Source organism: Nocardioides jejuensis (assembly GCF_004337475.1).
Lineage (GTDB): Bacteria > Actinomycetota > Actinomycetes > Propionibacteriales > Nocardioidaceae > Nocardioides > Nocardioides jejuensis.
The window spans coordinates 20,949-41,824 of the sequence record NZ_SJZJ01000028.1; the positions used below are offsets into that span (position 1 = coordinate 20,949).

The window sequence follows — 20,876 nt, forward strand, 5'->3', positions numbered from 1 at the left end:
ACGTCCGGCCCTGTCGCCTTGTGCGCGTAACCGGACATGATCGGTAGTCACGACCCCAAGGAGCACCCATGAGCACGTTTGGAGCCGACACCTTCACCACCCGTAGCCGGGAGGCGATCGAGTCTGCCCAGCTCGCCGCGACGACGGCGGGCAACTCGACCTTCGAGCCCGCACACCTTCTCGCCGCCCTGCTGCGCGACCCCGAGGGCACCGCGCGCACGCTGGTCACCAAGGCCGGCGTCGACGGCGCCGCGCTGTCCGCCCAGGCCGAGCGCCTCGTGGCGGAGCTGCCGCGCGCCACGGGTTCGACCGTCCAGCAGCCGACCGCGTCGGCGTCGCTGACCCGCGTCCTCGGCAGCGCCATCGACCTCGCCAGCAGCATGAAGGACGACTACGTCGCCACGGAGCACCTCCTCATCGCGCTCGCGACGGTGGAGAGCCCGGCGAAGAAGGTCCTGACCGATGCCGGCCTGACGGCCGCCGGACTCCGCGACGGGTTGACCGCGGTCCGCGGCAACCGGCGCGTCACCAGCCAGGACGCGGAGTCGACGTACGAGTCGCTGGAGAAGTACTCCATCGACCTGACCAAGGCCGCGGCCGAGGGCAAGCTCGACCCGGTCATCGGCCGCGACGCCGAGATCCGGCGCGTCATCCAGGTGCTGTCGCGGCGTACGAAGAACAACCCCGTGCTGATCGGTGAGCCCGGCGTCGGCAAGACCGCCGTCGTCGAGGGCCTCGCCCAGCGGGTCGTTGCGGGCGACGTCCCTGACAGCCTCAAGGGCCGGCGGGTGCTGTCGCTCGACCTCGCGGCGATGGTCGCCGGGGCGAAGTACCGCGGCGAGTTCGAGGAGCGCCTCAAGGCCGTCCTCGAGGAGATCAAGGACGCCGGGGGACAGGTCGTCACCTTCATCGACGAGCTGCACACCGTCGTCGGCGCAGGCGCCGGCGGCGACAGCCAGATGGACGCGGGCAACATGCTCAAGCCGATGCTGGCCCGCGGCGAGCTGCACATGATCGGCGCGACCACGCTCGACGAGTATCGCGAGTCGATCGAGAAGGACCCGGCGCTGGAGCGCCGCTTCCAGCAGGTCTTCGTGGGCGAGCCGAGCGTCGAGGACACCATCCAGATCCTGCGTGGCATCCAGGAGAAGTACGAGGCGCACCACGGCGTACGCATCACCGACGCCGCGCTGGTCGCTGCCGCGACGCTGTCCGACCGCTACATCACCGGACGGCAGCTGCCCGACAAGGCGATCGACCTGATCGACGAGGCCGCGTCCCGGCTGCGCATGGAGATCGAGTCCTCCCCGGAGGAGATCGACCAGCTCCGTCGTGCCGTCGACCGGCTGAAGATGGAGGAGTTCGCACTCGCCAAGGAGTCGGACGCCGCCTCCGTCGAGCGCCTCGCCAACCTGCGTCGAGACCTCGCAGACCAGGAGGAGGAGCTGCGCGCGCTCGAGGCCCGCTGGGAGGCGGAGAAGGCCTCGCTCGAGGGTGAGGGTGAGCTGCGTCGCCAGCTTGACCAGCTCCGGATGGAGGCCGAGAAGCTGCAGCGCGACGGCGAGTTCGAGAAGGCCAGCGAGATCCTGTACGGGCGCATCCCCGCCCTCGAGAAGCAGATCGAGGCGGCTGCCGCCGTGGAGTCGGCCGTCGTCGAGCGCCTCGTGGGCGAGGAGGTCGGCGCCGAGCAGATCGCCGACGTCGTCGAGGCGTGGACCGGCATCCCGACCGGTCGGATGCTGCAAGGTGAGACCGCCCGACTGCTGGAGATGGAAGGCGAGATCGGCAAGCGCCTGATCGGTCAGGAGCAGGCCGTGCGTGCGGTCAGCGACGCGGTCCGGCGTTCGCGCGCGGGCATCGCCGACCCCGACCGGCCGACCGGGTCGTTCCTCTTCCTCGGCCCCACCGGCACGGGCAAGACCGAGCTGGCCAAGTCGCTGGCGGACTTCCTCTTCGACGACGAGCGGGCGATCGTCCGCATCGACATGAGCGAGTACGCCGAGAAGCACAGCGTCGCGCGTCTCGTCGGTGCCCCTCCGGGTTACGTCGGGTACGACGAGGGCGGTCAGCTCACCGAAGCGGTGCGCCGGCGTCCGTACAGCGTCGTGCTGCTCGACGAGGTGGAGAAGGCGCACCCCGAGGTCTTCGACATCCTGCTGCAGGTGCTCGACGACGGTCGCCTGACCGACGGCCAGGGCCGCACGGTCGACTTCCGCAACACGCTGCTGATCCTCACCTCCAACCTCGGCTCGCCGTTCCTGGTGGACCCGACCCTGAGTGACGAGGTGAAGCGCGAGTCGGTCATGGGCGTCGTCCGCAGCCACTTCAAGCCGGAGTTCCTCAACCGGCTCGACGAGGTTGTCATGTTCGACGCGCTGTCGATGGACCAGCTCACGCACATCGTCGAGCTGCAGCTCGAGATGCTCGCCCAGCGGCTCGGCGGACGCCGTATCCACCTCGACGTCACCGAGGCAGCGAAGCGCTGGCTGGCGGAGACCGGGTTCGACCCGGCCTACGGCGCCCGACCGCTCCGTCGCCTGGTCCAGACGGCGATCGGTGACCCGCTCGCCCGGATGCTGATCGCGGGTGCGGTGAGCGACGGTGGCACGGTCGTGGTGGACCGCACGGCGGGCGACGAGGAGACGGGCTTGTCGCTCACCGCCACAATGTGAGCATGAGCGACAACACTGACCGGGGAGCGACCGCGGGTCGGCCGCCCCAGGTCACCGTGGCGGGATGGGTGACCATCCTCGGCTCGGTCTTCCTGGTAGCTGGCATGTTCGACGCCGTGGCGCGCCTGCGGTCGATCGAGACCCAGGAGAGCATCAAGGAGTCGCTGTCGAAGTCGCCGTTCGACGGTCTCGACATGGGCGTCGACGGTGTGCAGCAGCTGCTGCACACCGTCTTCGTCGTCGCGGGTGGTCTGGGTGCAGCCGCGTGCATCCTCGGCTGGTTCGTGCTGCAGCGCCACAAGCAGGCGCGCCTCGCGCTCTCCGTGGTGGCGGTGCCGCTCTTCGTGTCGGGCTTCTTCTCCGGGTCGATCGCGGCCTCGCTCGTCGCGGTGTCGGCAATGCTGCTGTGGTCCGGTCCGGCGCGTGACTGGTTCGCCGGGCGCCCCGTGCGCCAGCCGACGTACCTCCTCCAGCAGCGGCCGACGCCGGGCGCCCCACGCATGCCGTCGCAGCCGGTGTCGCCGCCTCCGCCGCCGGTCCCGACGTCGCGGGTCGATGCGCCGCACCTGCCGGCCGCACCGACCGGCGTCGCCTCCGACGCGCCCCCGCCGTACGCCGGCTACGGACTGCCGCGGGCAGCCTCGGCGTACGCGCCGGTCGAGGTGCGACCGCCCGCCCTGGTTGCTGCCGCGGTGCTCACCTGGATCGGGACATCGGTCGTGCTGGCCGTCCTGGCCTTCGGCATCCACTCGCTCCTGACCGACGACACCGTGGTCCGCGAGGCGATCGCCAAGGCGCAGGAGTGGCAGCCGGGCGGCGCGAGCGCCACCGTCACCGTGGCCGAGGTCCGGATCGCGGCGGTCATCGGCTGCCTGCTGTTCGCCCTGTGGGCGATCGGTGCGGCGGTGCTCGCGGTCCTCGTCATGCGTCGGGTCGCCTGGGCCCGCGCCGTGCTCGTCGTCTCCGCGATCGCCAGCGGGATGCTCTCGTCCTTCGGCGTCGCCGCGTACTTCCCGGTGATCACGGCCGTCACCGGTCTGGTCAGCGCCTACCTGCTGCTGCGGCCCGAGGTCGCGCGCTGGGTCTCGCGGCGCTGACGCCCGCTGCGCTGCGCGCGTCGGTCAGCGGGTGAGCTCGGCCGCGCCGAGCCTCCGCAGGCCTTCCTCGAGCACGGCGGTCTCCTTGCAGAACGCCCACCGCACCAGCTGCTCCCCGTCGCGGGAGCCGTCGGCGTAGAAGCCCTGCAGCGGGATGGCGACCACGCCGGCCCGCTCGGGCAGCGCGAGGCAGAACTCCAGACCGTCACGCCAGCCCAGCGCAGAGATGTCCGTGACCGCGAAGTAGGTGCCTTCCGGCCGCCGCGCGGGCAGCCCGAGGGCGTCGAGACCGTCGCAGAGCAGGTCGCGCCGGGCCTCGAGGTCGCGGGCGAGTGATGCCGGCCAGGCCTGCTCGTGAGCAAGCGCCCACGCCACCGCAGGCTGCAGCGGAGACCCGGAGGTGAAGCTCAGCCACTGCTTCGCACCGAGCACCGCAGCGACCAGCTCGGCGGGGCCCGTCGCCCAGCCCACCTTCCAGCCGGTCAGGCTGAACGACTTGCCGACGCTCGACAGGGTCAGCGTCCGCTCGGCCATCCCCGGCAGCGTCGCCAGCGGGACGTGCTCGTGGCCCGAGTAGACGAGGTGCTCGTAGACCTCGTCGGTGACGACGATCAGGTCGTTGTCGACGGCGACGCGAGCGATCGCCTCCAGTTCCTCGCGATCGAGCACCGTGCCGGTCGGGTTGTGCGGGGTGTTGATCAGCAGCAGCTTCGTGCGCTTGGTGACCGCGGCGCGCAGGGCGTCCGCGTCGAGCCGGAAGTCGGGCGCCCGCAGCGTCACGCCGCGCAGGACACCGCCCGCGAACGCCGTCATCGCGGCGTACGAGTCGTAGAAGGGCTCGAGGGCGATGACCTCGTCTCCGGGATCCACGAGTCCGAGCAGGGCGCCGGCGATCGCCTCGGTCGCCCCGGTGGTGACGACGACCTCCGTCTCCGGATCGACGGTGATGCCGTACTGCGCCCACTGGTGGTCGGCGATCGCACGCCGGAGGTCGGCCGTGCCGAGGCCGGGGGCGTACTGGTTGTGGCCGCTCCGCAGCGCCTCGACCGCCTGCTCGACGATGGTCGACGGGCCCTCGGTGTCGGGGAAGCCCTGGCCGAGGTTCACCGCGCCGGTGCTTGCGGCGAGCGCGGACATCCGGCTGAAGACCGTCGGCGGGATGCCGGCGACCCGTGCCGACGTACGCCCGCGGCGGGGCTGGGGACGGAAGGCCGGGAGGCGGCGCAGAGCCATGCCTGCGAGCCTATTGCGTCGGTGTCCGGATGCGTCAGGGGCGGACGCGGTTGCGCCGGTGGCGCCAGTACTCGAACGCGACCGGCACGAGCGAGACGGCGACGACGAGGATGATCGCCTTGTCGAGGTTGTCGCCGAGGCCCGGGTAGGCCTGGCCGAGCAGGTAGCCGAGCAGGGTCACCGAGATGACCCAGCCGACGGCGCCCACGAACGACCAGGTCAGGAAGCGACGCCGCTCCATCTGCGATACACCGGCGACGACGGTCACGAAGGTCCGGACGACGGGAACGAAGCGGCCGATCACCAGCGCCTTGTTGCCGTGCTTCTCGAAGAACGCGTGCGCCTGCTCGAAGTACTTCTTCTTGAGCAGGCGGCCGTTGCGCTCGTAGAGCGGCGTGCCGACGGCACGCCCGATCTCGTAGCCGATCACGTTGCCGGCGAAGGCCGCCACGATGAAGAGCACGATGATCACGCTCAGGTCGACGAGGTGCGGCCCCGGCACGAAGTCGATGCCCTTGGGGTTGCCCGCAGCGTCCACCGTGGCACCCGTCGCGACGAAGAGGCCGATGGCGAAGAGCAGCGTGTCGCCCGGGAGGAACGGGAAGAACAGGCCGCACTCGATCACCAGGACGACGAGGCTGAACCACACCATCTGCGTGCCGAAGTGATCGAGCCACCACTGGGGCTCCATCCAGGACATACCGAGCAGCAGGGGCGTCAGGACCGCGTTCACGCTCGCAACCTACCGGCCGGGCATGAAGGTCCGGTTAACCTCCGGGGCGTGGACGAGACCTCCGAGCAGCGCGCTCCCTATGACCCCATGCCGCACGGGCCCGACGAGGTCGGGCTCGGGCCGTGGGAGGGGGAGTGGCCCGACGGGCCGCAGTGGGACCCGGAGCTGCTCCGTGACGGCGACCGGCGCAACGTCGTCGACCGCTATCGGTACTGGACGCTCGAGGCGATCCGGGCGGATCTGGACACCCGCCGCCACGGTTTCCACGTCGCGATCGAGAACTGGCAGCACGACTTCAACATCGGCACGATCGTGCGCTCGGCCAACGCGTTCCTCGCCGCCGAGGTGCACATCGTCGGTCGCAAGCGCTGGAACCGGCGCGGGGCGATGGTCACCGACCGCTACCAGCACATCCGGCACCACGAGACGGCATCGGACCTCGCCGACTACCTGCACGCGTTGCCCGAGCCAGTGCGCCTGCTCGGCATCGACAACCTGCCGGGGTCCTCGCACCTGGAGACGATGGACCTGCCGCGCAACGTCTGCTTCCTCTTCGGCCAGGAGGGCCCCGGACTGTCGCCCGGTGCCCGAGAGGTGTGCGACGGGACCTTCTCGATCGCGCAGTTCGGCTCGACGCGGTCGATCAACGCCTCCGCTGCTGCGGCGATCGCGATGCACTCCTGGATCCGGACGTACGCCGACCTGAGTGCGGCCGACGGTGGCGTCTGGCGCGGCTGAGCGCGCTCACAGACGCGGGAAGAAGACGCCGTTGCTGTGGCCGCTGATGGTGCCGAGCACGAAGACGATGCTGGCAAGCAGCGCGAGGAAGCCCAGCGGGACCGTCGCCTGGGCGAACGCGCGTCCCCACGAGGACTCGGCCACGGAGCCGACACGCGTGGCCGCCGCCATGGCGAGGGCAACCGGGAGGTCCACGGCGACGGCGATCAGCACGGTGTGGAGGTTGCCGTAGCCCTCGGGCAGGAGGCCTGACGAGGACGCGAGCATCGCGATCTGCTGCCAGCCGCCCAGCAGGACCACGGTGACGAACGTGAAGCAGGCGAGGGCGATCGACTCCGGAGACATCTTCATGGCCGGAATGTACGCCGTGTGGCACACGCCGCGGGCCGCTTCGTGGCAGTCGCTTCCGGCGTACGGAAGACTGGGCGCATGCCCAAGCCGTTGCTCGCCGCGTTCGCTGTCTTCCTGCTCCTCTTCGGAGCCGTCTTCGGCTTCATGGTCGGTGCCAACAAGAGCGAGGCGCAGTGGAAGCAGACCCAGGCGTCCGTCAGCGGTCAGACCGCGAGCTTCGAGGGCCCGACCTGGACCGCGAAGATCGCGACCTCGGTGCCGTGGTTCGACGCCGACGGCACGTTCCACGCGGGCGGCTGGCCGGCCTGCCTGACCGAGCACTCCACCAACGGCTTCATCTACGTCGCGCCGCACGGCATCGACGTCGACGGCCACACGGTGCGGCCGGTCTACGCCGTCGACTGCCGCCACTGACCGCCTGACGGCCTAGAGTTACCGGCGGGCCGCACGCCCCCGACGTACATCCGAGTTCACAGGAGCTTTTCCGATGCCCATCGCCACCCCTGAGAAGTACGCCGCGATGCTGGATGCCGCGAAGGCCGGCTCCTTCGCGTACCCGGCGATCAACGTGTCGTCCTCGCAGACCCTCAACGCCGCCCTCCAGGGCTTCGCGGAGGCGGGCTCGGACGGCATCATCCAGGTCTCCACCGGTGGCGCGGAGTACCTCTCCGGCCCGACGGTCAAGGACATGGTCGCGGGCTCGCTCGCCTTCGCTGCGTACGCGCAGGAGGTGGCGAAGAACTACCCGGTCAACATCGCGCTCCACACCGACCACTGCCCGAAGGACAAGCTCGACGGCTTCGTGCGCCCGCTGCTCGCGGCCTCGACCGAGCGGGTGTCGCAGGGTGGTCTGCCGTACTTCCAGTCGCACATGTGGGACGGCTCGGCCGTGCCGCTCGACGAGAACCTCCAGATCGCCGAGGAGCTTCTCGGCCTCTGTGCCGCGGCCAACGTCGTCCTCGAGATCGAGGTCGGTGTCGTCGGCGGCGAGGAGGACGGCGTCGAGAACGAGATCAACGAGAAGCTCTACACCTCGCCCGAGGACGCCATCGCGACGATCAAGGCGCTCGGCTCCGGCGAGAAGGGCCGCTACCTGACGGCGCTCACCTTCGGCAACGTGCACGGCGTCTACAAGCCGGGCAACGTCAAGCTCCGTCCGGCCGTGCTGCTCGAGGCCCAGGAGGCCGTCAAGGAGCTCACCGGCAAGGACCGCGCCTTCGACTTCGTCTTCCACGGCGGCTCGGGCTCGCTGCCCGAGGAGATCTCGGCGGCCGTCGACTACGGCGTCATCAAGATGAACGTCGACACCGACACCCAGTACGCCTTCACCCGCCCGGCCGCGGACTTCATCCTGAAGAACTACGACGGCGTCCTGAAGGTCGACGGCGAGGTCGGCAACAAGAAGGCCTACGACCCGCGCGCCTGGGGCAAGGTCGCCGAGGCCGGCATGGCCGCCCGCGTCGTCACCGCCTGCCAGAACCTCCGCTCCGCCGGTACGACGATCGGCTGACAGCGCCGAGACGGGCCTTGTGCAACGCCGAGACGGGCCTTGTGCCGGCCGCCGTCCACAGGACGGCGGCGGTACAAGGCCCGTCTCGACGTTGAGGTTCAGTCGACGAGTACCGCGGGGGCAGCCGCGACGGGAGCCTTCGGGCGGATCAGCAGCAGCGCGGCGGCGAAGCCGAGCAGCAGCACAGCGGGCGTGATCAGTAGGGCCTGGCCCATCGACGTGCTGAAGTGGTCGAAGAACCACGCCTTCTGCGCGCTGCTGGCCTGCGCCATCCGCTTCAGCGCCTCGGGGTTGGTCGGGTCGAACGTCACCGCGTTGGCGGAGAGACGTGCGTCCATGAGGACCGCGATCGCTGCCGATCCCAGCACCGCACCGATCTGGCGTGAAGCGTTGTAGACGCCGGCTCCGGCGCCCGCGAGGTGCAGCGGGAGGTTGCGGGTGGCGGTCGCCGTGAGCGGCGCCCAGATGCAGGCGGAGCCGCAGCCCATCAGCGCCATCGGGATCAGCAGGACGACGTACTTCGCGTCGGGGGCGAGGCCGAGGGCCAGCCAGAGCATCGCGCCGGCGAGCGTCACGAAGCCGAGCGCGATCAGGTTGCGGGGGTGCACGCGGTCGGTGAGCTTGCCGACGCCCGGCGCGAGCACGATCGACATCAGCGCCATCGGGACGAGCAGCAGCGCGGCGTGCGTTGGGTTCAGGCCGCGAACGACCTGAGCCCACAGCATCAGCGGGAAGCCGATCGCGGTGAAGGCGAAGCTGACCGTGGCGATGCCGATGTTGGCCAGGGAGAAGTTGCGGTCGCCGAAGAGCCCGAGCGGCACCAGCGGCTCTGCCTTGTTGCGGGCCTGCCAGAACACGAAGAGGCCTAGGACGACGAGGCCGCCGCCGATCATCAGCGGGACGCTGACGAAGCCCGTGACGGTGCCCCAGTCGTAGCGGTGGCCCTCCTGGATGCCGAAGACCAGCAGGAACATGCCCGCGCCGCTGAGGACGACGCCGAGCCAGTCGAAGTGGTGGTCGTGCGTCGGGAGCTTCGGCACGAGGCGCGCCGCCAGGAGCAGGCCGATGATGCCGACCGGGACGTTGACGAAGAAGATCCAGCTCCAGTCGAGGCTGTCGATCAGGATGCCGCCGAGCAGCGGGCCGACGAGCAGCGCGACACCGGCCGTCGCGCCCCAGAGGGCGGTGGCCTGACCGCGGCGCTCGGCCGGGAAGATGCGGGTGATGATCGCCATCGTCTGCGGCGTGATCATCGAGGCGCCCAGTCCCTGCACGATGCGGGCGACGACGAGCATCTCGACGGAGCCGGCGAGGCCGCACCAGAGGCTCGCCGCGGTGAAGACCGCCAGACCGATCATGTAGAGGTTCTTCGGGCCGAAGCGGTCACCGAGCCGGCCGGTGATCAGCACCGGGACGGCGTACGCCAGGAGGTAGGCCGAGGTCACCCAGACCACGGAGTTCACCTCGGCGTGGAGGTCCTCGATGATCGCGGGCGTCGCGACCGAGACGATGGTCGTGTCGACCATGATCATGAAGAAGCCGAGCACGAGAGCCCAGAGGGCGGGCCACGGGTCCTTGACGGGCGCTGTCGGGACGGCACTGTCCGGAGAAGTCATGGGCCTATCCAAGCACCGTGCACCGACAGGCGGATCCTTCCAGGGGAGGAATGTCGGCGGCCCGTGGCAGGGTGTCCGCCATGGATCTTCTCGCCGGCCCTGACCCGGTCCACCTCCCCGAGGACGCCGCCGACGTCGAGCTCGCGCAGGGCGCCGAGCCGATGGACGTCGCGCGTCGCCACCCTGCCTCGCCGGCCGCCTGGGCCGCCCTCGCCGCTGCCGCGCAGCGCGCGGGTGCGCCGGACGTCGCGGTCTACGCCTACTCCCGGGTCGGCTACCACCGCTCGCTCGACATGCTGCGCCGCAACGGCTGGCGCGGCAACGGGCCGGTTCCGTGGGAGCACGAGCCCAACCGCGGCTTCCTGCGCTGCCTCGCCCTGCTCGCCGAGTCCGCGCGTGTCATCGGGGAGGACGAGGAGTGGCAGCGGTGCTCGGAGTTCCTGCGCAGCACCAGCCCGGCGGCGTACGACGCGCTGCTGGGCGACTGAGCCTGCAGACACTGATCCGCCAGATGCCGAAGGGCCCGGCCGCCATGGCAGCCGGGCCCTTCGGTTTCGTGCGTCAGCGGCGCGGGTGCGCGGCCTCGTCGGCGGCGACCAGCTCCGCCAGGGCGCCGCGGACCAGCGCACGGCCGGCGTTGTTCGTGTGCAGGCCGTCGTAGGTGTACTCGCGCAGCCATACGCCGCGCTCGTCGACCATCTGCGGCAGGGTGTCGAGCAGCAGAATCCGTGGAGCGTCGGCGCTGAGCGCCTCCGCCGCACGGTGCATCGCCGCGTGGAGACGGCTCATGCACTCGACCCGCTCCGCGATGGTGCCCACGACCGGGAAGCCGATCTGCTCGAGCGCGATGTCGCTCTCCGGCGACGGCGCGTAGATGACCAGGCGGTCGACACCGCTGACCCGGGCCACCTCACGCATCCGCGCGAAGTAGTCGTGGGTGAAGTCGAACGCACCCGGCTCGTCCATCCGTGGCACCATCCCGCAGCGCACGTCGATCTCGCCGAAGCTGTAGATCCAGACGATGTCGCGAGCGCCCTTGAGCCGGCCGACCTTCGCGAGGATCTTCATGAAGCCGGGCGCGAGGCCCTTCTTCGCGATCGAGTACTGCAGGCGCGGGCCGAGGTGACACGCCCAGCGGCCGTCGGCGACGTGGCGCAGGGGGGCGCCCATCTTGTCGTCGGGGATGAGCTGGGAGTTGGAGTCGCCCGCCCAGACCTCGTTGACCTGGCCACGGCGTACGGCCCAGACGAACTTCGTCGCCATGATCAGGAAGAGCAGCTTCGCCTTGCGCACGCGCAGGAAGTGGCGCAGCTTGTGGAACGGCAGGTGGTGGTTGACCTGACCGCCGTTGGCCGCGGCCTTCGCTGCCGCCTTGGCCTGCGCCTGGTGGCCGGCTGCGATGGCTGCCGCGATGCGGAGAGCCTGCTCCTCCTCGGCGTTGACCTCGTCGACCATCAGGCGCCCAGGGTCGCAGCCGAGACGGTCGTGGTCTCGCCGGTGGTGACGTCGACGACGGGGAGGTCGCCGATCAGCTTCAGGCGGTCCTCGACCGAGCGCATGCGCGACATGGTGCCGTCCTCGTTGCGGGAGGTCAGGAAGCGGCTGGCGACGAAGCCCTCAGCGGCGCTGAGGTTGGGGAGCGAGCCGGCGATGTCGTCGCGCACGAAGAACGCGTTGTTGCCGTTGGAGTTGCAGCCGACGAAGCGGTAGCCCTTCTGGTCGGCGAGGTGCTTGAGGGCCGCGATCGACGTACCGAAGTAGAGCTGCGAGTAGTGGGCCTCGGAGTTCACGAACGCCGGGGCGTAGGGCACCGTGATGGCGGCGTCCGGGCCGAAGAGCGCGTTGTACTCCATGACGACGATGGCCGGGTTGACCACGTCGGTCTTCTCCCACAGCCAGTAGTCGTTGCCGTCGACGTCGATCGACAGCAGGCCGAGGTCGCCCTGGAAACCGGCGTCGGTGATCAGACTGTTGACGTTCTCCGTCGTGACGAACGCCGAGACCGGCTCGACGTCGTGGCGCCAGGCCAGGCCGGTGCCGAGGATGAACTCGACGTGCGACAGGCCGCCGTCGATGGCCGCGCCGCGCCAGTTGTTGTTGAGCGCGAGGAAGCGGGTGTTGGACTCGCGGTAGTCGCCGGTGCCGATCTCGACGAACGTGTCGGAGTGGGCACCGATCGAGCGCAGGATGTGCTGGATGATGCCGTCCTCGCCGAACTGCGAGAAGACCTTGAACTCCACGTCGAAGAGCGACTTCGGAGCCGGGCGCGTGTCGAGCAGGTGGCTCTCGAGCTTGCCGATCGCCATGAGCAGCTCGTCGTGCTCCGCACGGAAGCGCTTGATCACCTGCTTGGCAACCGGAGCCTGGGCGATTCGGCGCATCGAACGGTAGGCAAACGCAGACAACGGGGGACCTCCACGGTCGAGAAGTTGACGCAGGGACGATAGCCGACGGGGGTGTGTCAGGATTCACCCCGACTCGCAGGAAACGGACGGAGACTAGCCGACATGACGGCCACGGGTGCCGGGCAGGCACGCAAGCGGATCGGCGCCATCACACTCGACCAGATCGTCGCCAGCGTGTCGAACCTCCTGGTCCTGATCTGGGCAGCGCACGCCCTGCAGCCGGCTGACTTCGGCCGCTTCAGCCTGGTCTTCCTCGTCTACACCCTGGCCCAGGGCGGCGTGATCCGTTCGCTGGTCGCGGTGACGATCGTCGTACACCCGGAGGACGCGGACTCGCGGCCGCGGGCCGCGCTCGGGGCGACCATGGTGATGTCGGCGGGTGTCGGTGCCTGTTCGCTGATCGCGGCCGGTGTGCTGTGGGCGATGGGCTCGCCGATGGCGTCCTCGCTGGCGGTCGTCGGTGCGCTGACGCCGCTGCTCGCGCTGCAGGACATCGGGCGGTTCGTGGCCATCGCCCGCTCGACGCCGGTCGGGGCGCTGGTCCTCGACGGGATCTGGCTGGTGCTCACGGTGCTGGTCTTCGCGGGCCTCGCGGTCACCGGCGACGACACGCTCTTCGCCCTCGTGCTCGGCTGGGCCGGCACCGGCGCGATCGCCGGCCTCTGGGTCTTCGTGCAGTACGGCGTGCCCCGGGCGCGCGAGCTCTCCCTCGACTGGGTCAAGGAGCGCTGGGACTTCTCGTGGCGCTCGCTCGTGGCCTCCAGTTCGTCGGGTCTCGTCGCCGTCATCGGCTCGGCCCTGCTGGCGCTGGTCAGTGGTCCGGTGGCCGTCGCCCAGGTGCGTGCGGCGCTGCTGCTCGAGCGGCCCTCGACGACCGTGCAGACGGCCGTGGCGACGTCCGCGGGCGCCGACATCGCCCGCGAAGGTGCCGACCGCGCCACGCTGCTCAGCCACCAGCGCCGCACCATGTCGATCTCTGCGGTCGTCGCGATCCTGAACATCGTCGTGCTGCTGGTCATCCCCGACTGGGCCGGCAAGCTGCTCCTGGGCAACGTCTGGCACGTCGTCCAGCCGCTGCTGGTCCTCGTCGGCCTCCGGGTCCTCGCGTTCGCCGCACAGAGCGGTGTGCGGGCTGCGCTGGTCGGCCGCAAGCAGATCAAGCAGGTCATGGTCGTCGACATCGTCGGCACGATCCTGATGATCGTCGGCATGGTCGTCGGCGGTGCGATCGACGACGGCTACGGCGCCATGGCCGGCGGCCTGATCGGTCAGGTCATCACCGTCGTCGCGTGGTGGGTCGTCTTCGCGCGCTACCTGCGCAGCGATCACGCAGATGGCGCGGCTGTTGGCGCCGTGCCTGCCGGCGCGCACGTCGGGACGCCTGCCCCGGAGGAGCCGGGCGCCGAGGCCGTCGCCGGCCGTCACGCCGCGCAGTAAGGCGGGGCGCGCGACTGCACAGGGGCTTCGACGCACTGTGCGGACGTCATTGCATCCGCAGGGTGGGCGCAAAGGGTTGTCCAGTGAGCAGCCGCTGCTGTCGCAGGGGCTCGAGTCGCTCGGCGTACGCCTCGATGTCCGGTGAGAGTGTCGCGCCGAAGCGGTGCTCGGTAGCGGCGTACTCCTCGAGGAGGCGGCGCCGGGCCGCGCTGCGGGCCGGCTCGGGGTAGTCGGCCCAGATGATCCGTGAGACACCGATGCGACGGTTCACGACGAGTCGCTCGCGCTTCTTCTCCTCCCAGACGACGCGCTCGGCCGCGACGTCGCCGTTGGAGGCCGCCTGATACTTGATCCGTCCGTCGACCTCGAACGCATGGCAGCCGACCAGCATGTCGAGCCACACCGTGCGCCCGTCGGGGAGCAGGAGCGGGAACTGCGTGCGTGGTTCGCCCAGACCGAGCTCGCGCACCAGGATGCGTCCGAGTGACTCGGCGGCGGTCTCGGCTCCCGCGTCGGCATCACGCACCGCCGCAGCCGCGGCGCGCGCCCCGGGCCACCGCGTCATGTCACGAAGCTCCAGCGCCAGCTGGGCTCGTGTCACACCTTTGCGCAGCACGGCGTCACACGCTACGAGTCCCGCCGGATAGCCGAACGTGCGTGCCATGTCGACCGCGGTCCGCGCATGTGGCAGCACGGGTACGCCGGAGCGCTCGAGCACGGCGCTCGGGTGATAACCCGCGGCGTGCTCCCGCACACCAGCATGTGCCGAGGTGCGCCTCAGGTCGTTGCGGCTGATGTGCACCTCGTCCGTCGCGCCGGCCAGCAGGGGAATCGCCAGCTCGAGGGCTGCGGAGGAGTGGCTGAACGCGTGCTCGGCATCGAGGGTCAGGTGGGTCGCCCGTGCCAGCAGGCGCGGCTGGCCGACGTACGTGTCGAGCTCGGCCCACCGCTCGGCTTCCACGTAGATGCCGCGTCGAAGGCGGATCCAGCTGCCCTGGCCCACGAGCCTGCGTATCTCCCGGGCCTCGATGCCGGCTTCGCGGGCAGCCCTCGTTGTGATCAGGCCGTGTGCGCGGCTGACCCGTGCTGCTGCTCCGATGTCCATGCGCCGAGCATGGGGAGGGTGGAGGGGCCATCGCGGTGCGTGCAGGCGCGCCTGTGGGCCCAGAGACGTGCGTGCCCGGTGTGGGCGATTACCGGGCAACCACGACGGCGCACTGTGCGGACGTCATTACGTCCGCAGAGTGCGCCGGCGGCCTTGCACAGTGGCGCGGGTCGGGTCAGGCGGAGAGGAGCGCGCGGACCTTCTCCGCGCCCAGCGCGACGATCAGGGTGGGCAGGCGCGGGCCGCGCTCGGCGGAGACCAGCAGGTTGTAGAGCAGCCCGAAGAACGCCTTCTGGTCGGCCTTCACCTCGTCCGTCGGCTGGTCCTCGAGGGCCAGGCCGGCGGCAAGCTTGGGAACGCCGTAGACGAGCGTCGTGACCTCGTCGAGCTCGAGCTCGCCCGTCGGCAGGTGCTCCAGCAGCAGCGACAGCCACGTCTGCTCCGCGGGGCTGAGCGAGCCGAGCAGCTCGACATCGGCGGACGAGCGGACGATGGTCCGCTCCGACTCGGGCACGAACTCCTCGGTCCAGCCCATGGCGCGACCCAGACGCGGCTCCAGATCCGCCACCGACGCGTGCTCGTAGCCGACGTGGGAGACGATGCGGGAGATCTGCTCGGCCGAACCGGCGGTCACGTCTGCCACGCCCGCGAGGACGCGGAAGGGCACCGTGACCGGTGAGACCGGCAGGACGCCGGCGGACGAGGTCGAGGCAGCGCGCTCGTACGCCAGAACGGCGACGTCACGCTTCTCCGGGTTGCCGGCCTTCTTCGCGAGGGCGTCCCACTCGTCGTACAGGCGGACGACCTCGGGGCCGAAGTCGATCGTGAACGCCTGCTTGGGCTGCTTGCGGGCGTAGAGCCAGCGCACCATGGGCGCCTCGAGCACCTTGAGCGCGTCGCCCGGGATCGGTACGCCGCCGGAGGACGACGACATCTTCTGCATGCCGGCGAAGCCGACGAAGGCGTAGGCGACGTAGGCGGGCGCGCGGCCGCCGAAGACCTCGGCGACGAGCTCCTTGCCGACCGTGTACGACGAGCCGGGCGTCGAGTGATCGAGGCCGCCGGGCTCGAAGTTGACGCCCTCGAAGGCCCAGCGCATCGGCCAGTCGACCTTCCAGACCAGCTTGCCGTTGTCCTCCGTGGCGAGGTTCGTCGAGCCCTCGAAGCCGCACTGGGTGCAGGCGTAGACGAGGTCGTGCGTTGCGTCGTCGTACGACGTCACGGTCGTGGTGTCGCGACCGCACTGGCCGCACCACGGCTTGTAGGGGAAGCGGTCGAGGTCCTCGGACGCCGCGACGGAGTCCGCGAGTGCCGCGGCCTCCTGCTCGTCCTCGACCTCGGTGGCCTGCTGGCCGGGCTTGGTGCGGTACTTCGCCAGGACGCCCTCGATGGCGTCGCGGTTGGCGACGGCGTGCAGGATCTGCGACCGGTAGGCACCCGACTGGTACATGGCCGTCTGCGAGATCTCCTCGATCTCGACGCCCATCTCCGCGAGCGCAGCGCGCAGCGGGGCCTTGAAGTGCTCGGCCCAGTTGTCGTGACAGCCGAACGGGTCCGGCACGGCGGTCAGCGGCTTGCCGATGTGCTCGGCCCACTCCGGCGGGATGCCGGCGCCGACCTTGCGGTAGCGGTCGAAGTCGTCCCAGGAGTGCAGGTGCCGGGTGCGGACGCCGCGGCGGCGCAGCTCCTCGGCCACGAAGTGCGGGGTGAGGAACTCGCGCAGGTTGCCGAGGTGGATCGGCCCGGACGGCGATGCACCGGAGGCGACGGTCACGAGACCACCATCGGCCACGTACGCAGCCATGGCTGCCGGGTCGCCGGAGCCGGCAGCGTGCCGGATCGCGTCGTCCGCGGCGCGGGTCACCCAGTCCATGGGCTCCTGCTGTGCCTTGCCGCCGCGTGCCATCACGTGTCTCCCTGCCGTCGTCTGTGCTCGCACGCCAAGCCACCACGTGCCGGCCGAAACGCTACCGGAGTCATACCGACGGTCGACCAAAGTCGGTCCCGCCGGAACGTTGTCAACTGCAACGATATGGACATTCCCGAACTCCAAAGGAGCGCCCACCCATGGCAACCCTGCTCTACCGCCTCGGCAAGACGGCCTACCGCCGCTGGCCCTTCTTCCTCGTCGGGTGGCTGCTCGTCATCGGTGTCGTCGGCGGCGTCGCCGGCACGATGAGCAAGCCGTTCTCCGACGCGTTCACGATCCCGGGCCTCGAGTCCGTCGAAGCGGCGGAGAAGCTGCCCGAGCTGATGGACGGCGCCCAGTCGCCGGTCGACGCGGCCAGCATCGAGGTCGTCGTCGCGGCACCGAAGGGGCACACCCTCACCGAGACGAAGTACGCCGACGGCGTCACGCAGCTGACCACCGCGCTGGCCAAACTCGACGCGGTGCCGGACCAGATCCCGTACCTCTGGACGCCGGCGCAGGCGAAGGCCGCCGCCCCGGCGACCGCGAACGCAATGGGCATCTCCGTCGACCAGGCCGCTGCTGTCCTCAAGGCGCAGCTCGCAGCGCAGCCGTCGCTCTCCGCTGACGGCCGGATCGGCCTGATCTCGACGGCGTTCGACGTGAAGACGGTCGCCGACGTGACCCCCGCGATGCAGACCGAGGTGCTCGACACCGCCACCCAGGTCGCCAAGGAGACCGGCCTCCAGGTCGAGATCCGTGGCGCCGGCATGCAGGCCGCGGGCGGTGCCAACGCAAGTGCCGAGCTGATCGGCATCGCGATTGCCCTCGGCGTCCTCGTCCTCACCTTCGGTGCGCTCGTCGCCGCCGGCCTCCCGATCCTCACCGCCCTCATCGGCGTCGCGCTCGGCAGCATCGGCATCACGGCGTTGACGGCGTTCACCGAGCTCCCCAGCTCGACCCCGATGCTCGGCATGATGATCGGCCTCGCGGTCGGCATCGACTACACCCTCTTCATCCTCAGCCGCTATCGCAGTGAGCTCGAGCACACCGACGACCGTGAGGAAGCCGCTGGTCTCGCCGTCGGTACGGCGGGCTCCGCTGTCGTCTTCGCCGGCCTCACGGTGATCATCGCGCTGGCCGCCCTGACCGTCACCGGCATCCCGTTCCTGGGCTGGATGGGCATCGGTGCGGCGATCACCGTCGCCGTGGCGGTTGCCGTCGCGCTGACCCTCCTGCCGGCGCTGCTCGGCCTGCTGAAGTCGAAGGCCTTCGGCGGCCGGATCCGCCGCTACGTCCCGAAGCGTGACGCTGACGGCGCAGTCCTCAACAACGGCGTCCGCTTCGCCCGGCTCATCGGTCGCAAGCCGGTCGTCTGGGCACTCGCGGTCGTCATCGGCCTCGGCGTCGTCGCCCTGCCGTTCAAGGACCTGCACCTCGGCATGCCGAGCGACGCCACGGCGCCTGCGGACAGCTCGCGCTACCAGGCCGTCAAGCTGGTCGAGGAGGGCTTCGGCCCCGGCCGTCTCGACCCGATGATGCTGGTCGTCGACGCCCGCAAGCTCGACGGTGACGCGGCGAGCAAGCAGGCGGCGTACGCCAAGGTGGCGGACTGGGCGCGCGGCCTGGACGGTGTCGCCCGCGTGGTGGCCCAGCCGGGCACGGACAAGGGCGCGATCATCCTGATCGAGCCGAAGACCGGCCCGGACGACGCCGCGACCGACACGCTGCTCAAGGACATCCGTGCAGGCGAGCCGGCCGTCGAGAAGGAGACGGGTGTCGACCTCGCAGTCACGGGCACCCAGCCGGTGATGGCGGACATCTCCGACAAGCTCAACAGCGCGCTGGTGCCGTACCTCGCGATCGTGATCGGGCTGGCGTTCCTGCTGCTGATGGTGGTCTTCCGGTCGCTGCTCGTGCCGCTGACGGCGACCGCCGGCTTCCTGCTCTCCGTGCTGGCCACGCTGGGCGCGACGGTCGCGGTCTTCCAGAAGGGCCTGTTCGGGATCTTCCCGGAGCAGCCGATCGTCAGCTTCATCCCGATCTTCCTGATCGGCGTGGTCTTCGGCCTGGCGATGGACTACCAGGTCTTCCTGGTGACCCGGATGCGGGAGGCGCACGTCCACGGCGCGACGACGCGGGAAGCGGTCGTCGACGGCTTCCGCAACAGTGCGCGGGTCGTGACCGCGGCGGCCGTGATCATGGCGGCGGTCTTCTCCGGCTTCATCCTGATGGACGACGTGGTCGTGAAGTCGATGGGTTTCGCACTGGCGCTGGCGGTCCTCTTCGACGCCTTCGTCGTGCGGCTCGTGCTGATCCCGGCGCTGATGTATCTGCTCGGCGAGAAGGCCTGGTATCTCCCCGCGTGGCTCGACCGGATCCTGCCGAACGTCGACGTCGAGGGCGAGCAGCTCGTGCGGCGTACGACCGGCTCGCGCGACGACCTCGACGAGGACTCGCCCGTCCTCGCCGGCGTCTGACCCCTGGACCCACGACGGCCCTGCACCCTCCCCGGTGCGGGGCCGTCGTGCCCTCACGGGGTACGCCGGAAATCTGGCGCACGGGACGCATTTTGGTAGCGTGTGGCCGCAAGAGCCCCGGTCTTGCCGGGGCTTGATGCGTTTCTGGACCGGACACTGCACTACCTACAAGCACTCAAATGCGTCGAGCAGCCGCCTAGGCGGAGGGACTCCGTAGGACAAGGAGCACCACATGCCAGCGATCGTGGTTCTGGGCGCCCAGTGGGGCGACGAGGGCAAGGGCAAGGCGACCGACCTGCTCGCCACCACCGACCCCATTGACTACGTCGTCCGCACCAGCGGCGGCCACAACGCCGGCCACACCATCGTGGTCAACGGCGAGAAGTACGCGACGCACCTGCTGCCCTCCGGCATCCTCACGCCGGGCGCGACCTCCGTCATCGCCAACGGCGTCGTCGTGTCGCCGGAGGCCCTCTTCCGTGAGCTCGACGGCCTGATCGCCCGCGGCGTCGACGTGGCCAACCTGGTCGTGTCGTCCAACGCGCACATCATCGCGAGCTACCACGCGACCATCGACAAGGTCAGCGAGCGGTTCCTCGGCAAGAACATGATCGGCACCACCGGCCGCGGCATCGGTCCGGCGTACGCCGACAAGGTCAACCGCGTCGGCATCCGCGTCGCCGACCTCTTCGACGCCGACCTGCTGCGCCAGAAGGTCGAGGCCGCGCTGGACCTGCGCAACCACGTCCTCACCAAGCTCTACAACCGCCGCGCGATCGAGGTCGACGCGGTGGTCGCCGAGCTCACGTCGTACGCCGAGCGGTTGCGGCCGATGGTGGCCGACACGTCGCTGCTGCTCAACAAGGCGCTCGACGAGGGCAAGACGGTCCTCTTCGAGGGCGCGCAGGCGACGATGCTCGACGTCGACCACGGCACGTACCCGTTCGTCACGTCGTCGTCCCCGACGGCCGGCGGCGTCTGCACCGGCGCCGGTGTCGGCCCCACCCGCATCGACCGCGTCATCGGCGTCATCAAGGCGTACACGACGCGCGTCGGCTCGGGTCCGTTCCCGACCGAGCTCTTCGACCAGGACGGCATCGATCTGCAGCGCATTGGCGGCGAGATCGGTGTCTCCACCGGCCGCACCCGTCGCTGTGGTTGGTACGACGCGGTCATCGCGCGCTACTCGGCCCGGGTCAACGGCCTGACCGAGTTCTTCCTGACCAAGCTCGACGTCCTCGACTCCTGGGAGCGGATCCCGGTCTGCGTGGCGTACGAGATCGACGGCGTCCGTCACGACGAGATGCCGATGACGCAGGCGGAGTTCCTGCGGGCGAAGCCGATCTACGAGTACTTCGACGGCTGGAAGACCGACATCTCGGGCTGCCGCACCTTCGAGGACCTGCCGGAGAACGCGCAGATCTACGTCCGCGCCCTCGAGAAGATGTCCGGTGCTCCGTTCTGGGGCATCGGCGTCGGCCCGGGCCGCGAGCAGACGATCGTCCCGCCCCGCGACTGACCCACCTTCCGCCGAGACGGGCCTCGTGCCGCGCCGAGACGGGCCTTGTGCCCGGCACAGGCCCCGTCTCG

General features: G+C 70.2%; 17 protein-coding genes. 9 read left to right on the plus strand and 8 right to left on the minus strand.

Features of this window, described 5'->3' with window-relative positions; translation table 11 throughout:
- Nucleotides 1-68 precede the first annotated feature (68 nt).
- Both clpB and EPD65_RS14100 read left to right on the plus strand, forming a co-directional pair.
- On the plus strand, nucleotides 69-2,672 hold the full coding sequence (gene clpB / locus EPD65_RS14095; RefSeq protein WP_131585225.1) for an ATP-dependent chaperone ClpB: 2,604 nt from the start codon (nucleotides 69-71) through the stop codon (nucleotides 2,670-2,672).
- A 2-nt stretch (nucleotides 2,673-2,674) separates the two neighbouring features.
- Nucleotides 2,675-3,769, plus strand: a complete 1,095-nt coding sequence (locus tag EPD65_RS14100; protein WP_131585227.1) for a hypothetical protein — start codon at nucleotides 2,675-2,677, stop codon at nucleotides 3,767-3,769.
- Nucleotides 3,770-3,793: 24 nt separating this feature from the next.
- Here EPD65_RS14100 and EPD65_RS14105 read toward each other — a convergent pair whose 3' ends face one another.
- Complete coding sequence (locus EPD65_RS14105) at nucleotides 3,794-5,002, minus strand: pyridoxal phosphate-dependent aminotransferase (protein WP_131585228.1); 1,209 nt, start codon at nucleotides 5,000-5,002, stop codon at nucleotides 3,794-3,796.
- A 34-nt stretch (nucleotides 5,003-5,036) separates the two neighbouring features.
- A complete protein-coding gene (locus tag EPD65_RS14110; protein WP_243640607.1) occupies nucleotides 5,037-5,735 on the minus strand; it encodes a DedA family protein in 699 nt (232 codons plus the stop codon).
- Between the two features lie 87 nt (nucleotides 5,736-5,822).
- Here EPD65_RS14110 and EPD65_RS14115 point away from each other — a divergent pair, with 87 nt between their 5' ends.
- Complete coding sequence (locus EPD65_RS14115; RefSeq protein WP_131585254.1) at nucleotides 5,823-6,473, plus strand: TrmH family RNA methyltransferase; 651 nt, start codon at nucleotides 5,823-5,825, stop codon at nucleotides 6,471-6,473.
- 6 nt (nucleotides 6,474-6,479) lie between these two features.
- Here EPD65_RS14115 and EPD65_RS14120 read toward each other — a convergent pair whose 3' ends face one another.
- Nucleotides 6,480-6,824: a hypothetical protein gene (locus EPD65_RS14120; RefSeq protein ID WP_131585230.1), complete on the minus strand. Its 345-nt coding sequence runs from the start codon at nucleotides 6,822-6,824 to the stop codon at nucleotides 6,480-6,482.
- 78 nt (nucleotides 6,825-6,902) lie between these two features.
- Here EPD65_RS14120 and EPD65_RS14125 point away from each other — a divergent pair, with 78 nt between their 5' ends.
- Both EPD65_RS14125 and fbaA read left to right on the plus strand, forming a co-directional pair.
- On the plus strand, nucleotides 6,903-7,238 hold the full coding sequence (locus EPD65_RS14125; RefSeq protein WP_131585231.1) for a hypothetical protein: 336 nt from the start codon (nucleotides 6,903-6,905) through the stop codon (nucleotides 7,236-7,238).
- Between the two features lie 73 nt (nucleotides 7,239-7,311).
- Nucleotides 7,312-8,334 (plus strand): class II fructose-bisphosphate aldolase, encoded by a 1,023-nt coding sequence (fbaA, locus tag EPD65_RS14130; protein ID WP_131585233.1) that lies wholly within the window; start codon nucleotides 7,312-7,314, stop codon nucleotides 8,332-8,334.
- A 98-nt stretch (nucleotides 8,335-8,432) separates the two neighbouring features.
- Here fbaA and EPD65_RS14135 read toward each other — a convergent pair whose 3' ends face one another.
- Nucleotides 8,433-9,950 carry a DHA2 family efflux MFS transporter permease subunit gene (locus tag EPD65_RS14135; protein WP_131585234.1) on the minus strand — a complete coding sequence of 506 codons (1,518 nt, stop codon included), beginning with the start codon at nucleotides 9,948-9,950 and terminating at the stop codon, nucleotides 8,433-8,435.
- Nucleotides 9,951-10,030: 80 nt separating this feature from the next.
- On the opposite strand from EPD65_RS14135, the gene EPD65_RS14140 reads away from it, so the two are divergent.
- Nucleotides 10,031-10,438, plus strand: coding sequence for a DUF3151 domain-containing protein (locus EPD65_RS14140; RefSeq protein ID WP_243640608.1), 408 nt, complete (start codon nucleotides 10,031-10,033; stop codon nucleotides 10,436-10,438).
- Between the two features lie 73 nt (nucleotides 10,439-10,511).
- On the opposite strand, the gene EPD65_RS14145 is transcribed toward EPD65_RS14140, so the two are convergent.
- Nucleotides 10,512-11,405 (minus strand): hypothetical protein, encoded by an 894-nt coding sequence (locus tag EPD65_RS14145; RefSeq protein WP_131585238.1) that lies wholly within the window; start codon nucleotides 11,403-11,405, stop codon nucleotides 10,512-10,514.
- Nucleotides 11,405-12,331, minus strand: a complete 927-nt coding sequence (locus tag EPD65_RS14150) for a hypothetical protein (protein WP_131585239.1) — start codon at nucleotides 12,329-12,331, stop codon at nucleotides 11,405-11,407. The genes EPD65_RS14145 and EPD65_RS14150 overlap by 1 nt, the downstream gene beginning before the upstream one ends.
- 126 nt (nucleotides 12,332-12,457) lie before the next feature.
- On the opposite strand from EPD65_RS14150, the gene EPD65_RS14155 reads away from it, so the two are divergent.
- On the plus strand, nucleotides 12,458-13,792 hold the full coding sequence (locus EPD65_RS14155) for an MATE family efflux transporter (RefSeq protein WP_131585241.1): 1,335 nt from the start codon (nucleotides 12,458-12,460) through the stop codon (nucleotides 13,790-13,792).
- Between the two features lie 46 nt (nucleotides 13,793-13,838).
- On the opposite strand, the gene EPD65_RS14160 is transcribed toward EPD65_RS14155, so the two are convergent.
- Together EPD65_RS14160 and lysS are read right to left on the minus strand one after the other, a co-directional pair.
- Nucleotides 13,839-14,897, minus strand: coding sequence for a type IV toxin-antitoxin system AbiEi family antitoxin domain-containing protein (locus EPD65_RS14160; RefSeq protein ID WP_131585242.1), 1,059 nt, complete (start codon nucleotides 14,895-14,897; stop codon nucleotides 13,839-13,841).
- Nucleotides 14,898-15,072: 175 nt separating this feature from the next.
- Nucleotides 15,073-16,803, minus strand: a complete 1,731-nt coding sequence (gene lysS, locus EPD65_RS14165) for a lysine--tRNA ligase (protein ID WP_131585244.1) — start codon at nucleotides 16,801-16,803, stop codon at nucleotides 15,073-15,075.
- 161 nt (nucleotides 16,804-16,964) lie between these two features.
- Between lysS and EPD65_RS14170 the strand changes: the two genes are divergently transcribed.
- Nucleotides 16,965-19,286 (plus strand): MMPL family transporter, encoded by a 2,322-nt coding sequence (locus EPD65_RS14170; protein WP_131585245.1) that lies wholly within the window; start codon nucleotides 16,965-16,967, stop codon nucleotides 19,284-19,286.
- A 232-nt stretch (nucleotides 19,287-19,518) separates the two neighbouring features.
- Nucleotides 19,519-20,805 (plus strand): adenylosuccinate synthase, encoded by a 1,287-nt coding sequence (locus EPD65_RS14175; RefSeq protein ID WP_131585247.1) that lies wholly within the window; start codon nucleotides 19,519-19,521, stop codon nucleotides 20,803-20,805.
- The last annotated feature ends 71 nt before the right edge of the window (nucleotides 20,806-20,876 follow it).

What these genes read in the sequence shown, in the direction of transcription:
- clpB (WP_131585225.1), top strand. Translation starts at nt 69, where the DNA reads ATGAGCACGTTTGGAGCCGACACCTTCACCACCCGTAGCCGGGAGGCG.
- EPD65_RS14100 (WP_131585227.1), top strand. Translation starts at nt 2,675, where the DNA reads ATGAGCGACAACACTGACCGGGGAGCGACCGCGGGTCGGCCGCCCCAG.
- EPD65_RS14105 (WP_131585228.1), bottom strand. Translation starts at nt 5,002, where the DNA reads ATGGCTCTGCGCCGCCTCCCGGCCTTCCGTCCCCAGCCCCGCCGCGGG.
- EPD65_RS14115 (WP_131585254.1), top strand. Translation starts at nt 5,823, where the DNA reads ATGCCGCACGGGCCCGACGAGGTCGGGCTCGGGCCGTGGGAGGGGGAG.
- EPD65_RS14120 (WP_131585230.1), bottom strand. Translation starts at nt 6,824, where the DNA reads ATGAAGATGTCTCCGGAGTCGATCGCCCTCGCCTGCTTCACGTTCGTC.
- EPD65_RS14125 (WP_131585231.1), top strand. Translation starts at nt 6,903, where the DNA reads ATGCCCAAGCCGTTGCTCGCCGCGTTCGCTGTCTTCCTGCTCCTCTTC.
- fbaA (WP_131585233.1), top strand. Translation starts at nt 7,312, where the DNA reads ATGCCCATCGCCACCCCTGAGAAGTACGCCGCGATGCTGGATGCCGCG.
- EPD65_RS14135 (WP_131585234.1), bottom strand. Translation starts at nt 9,950, where the DNA reads ATGACTTCTCCGGACAGTGCCGTCCCGACAGCGCCCGTCAAGGACCCG.
- EPD65_RS14140 (WP_243640608.1), top strand. Translation starts at nt 10,031, where the DNA reads ATGGATCTTCTCGCCGGCCCTGACCCGGTCCACCTCCCCGAGGACGCC.
- EPD65_RS14145 (WP_131585238.1), bottom strand. Translation starts at nt 11,405, where the DNA reads ATGGTCGACGAGGTCAACGCCGAGGAGGAGCAGGCTCTCCGCATCGCG.
- EPD65_RS14150 (WP_131585239.1), bottom strand. Translation starts at nt 12,331, where the DNA reads ATGCGCCGAATCGCCCAGGCTCCGGTTGCCAAGCAGGTGATCAAGCGC.
- EPD65_RS14155 (WP_131585241.1), top strand. Translation starts at nt 12,458, where the DNA reads ATGACGGCCACGGGTGCCGGGCAGGCACGCAAGCGGATCGGCGCCATC.
- EPD65_RS14160 (WP_131585242.1), bottom strand. Translation starts at nt 14,897, where the DNA reads ATGGACATCGGAGCAGCAGCACGGGTCAGCCGCGCACACGGCCTGATC.
- lysS (WP_131585244.1), bottom strand. Translation starts at nt 16,803, where the DNA reads ATGGCACGCGGCGGCAAGGCACAGCAGGAGCCCATGGACTGGGTGACC.
- EPD65_RS14170 (WP_131585245.1), top strand. Translation starts at nt 16,965, where the DNA reads ATGGCAACCCTGCTCTACCGCCTCGGCAAGACGGCCTACCGCCGCTGG.
- EPD65_RS14175 (WP_131585247.1), top strand. Translation starts at nt 19,519, where the DNA reads ATGCCAGCGATCGTGGTTCTGGGCGCCCAGTGGGGCGACGAGGGCAAG.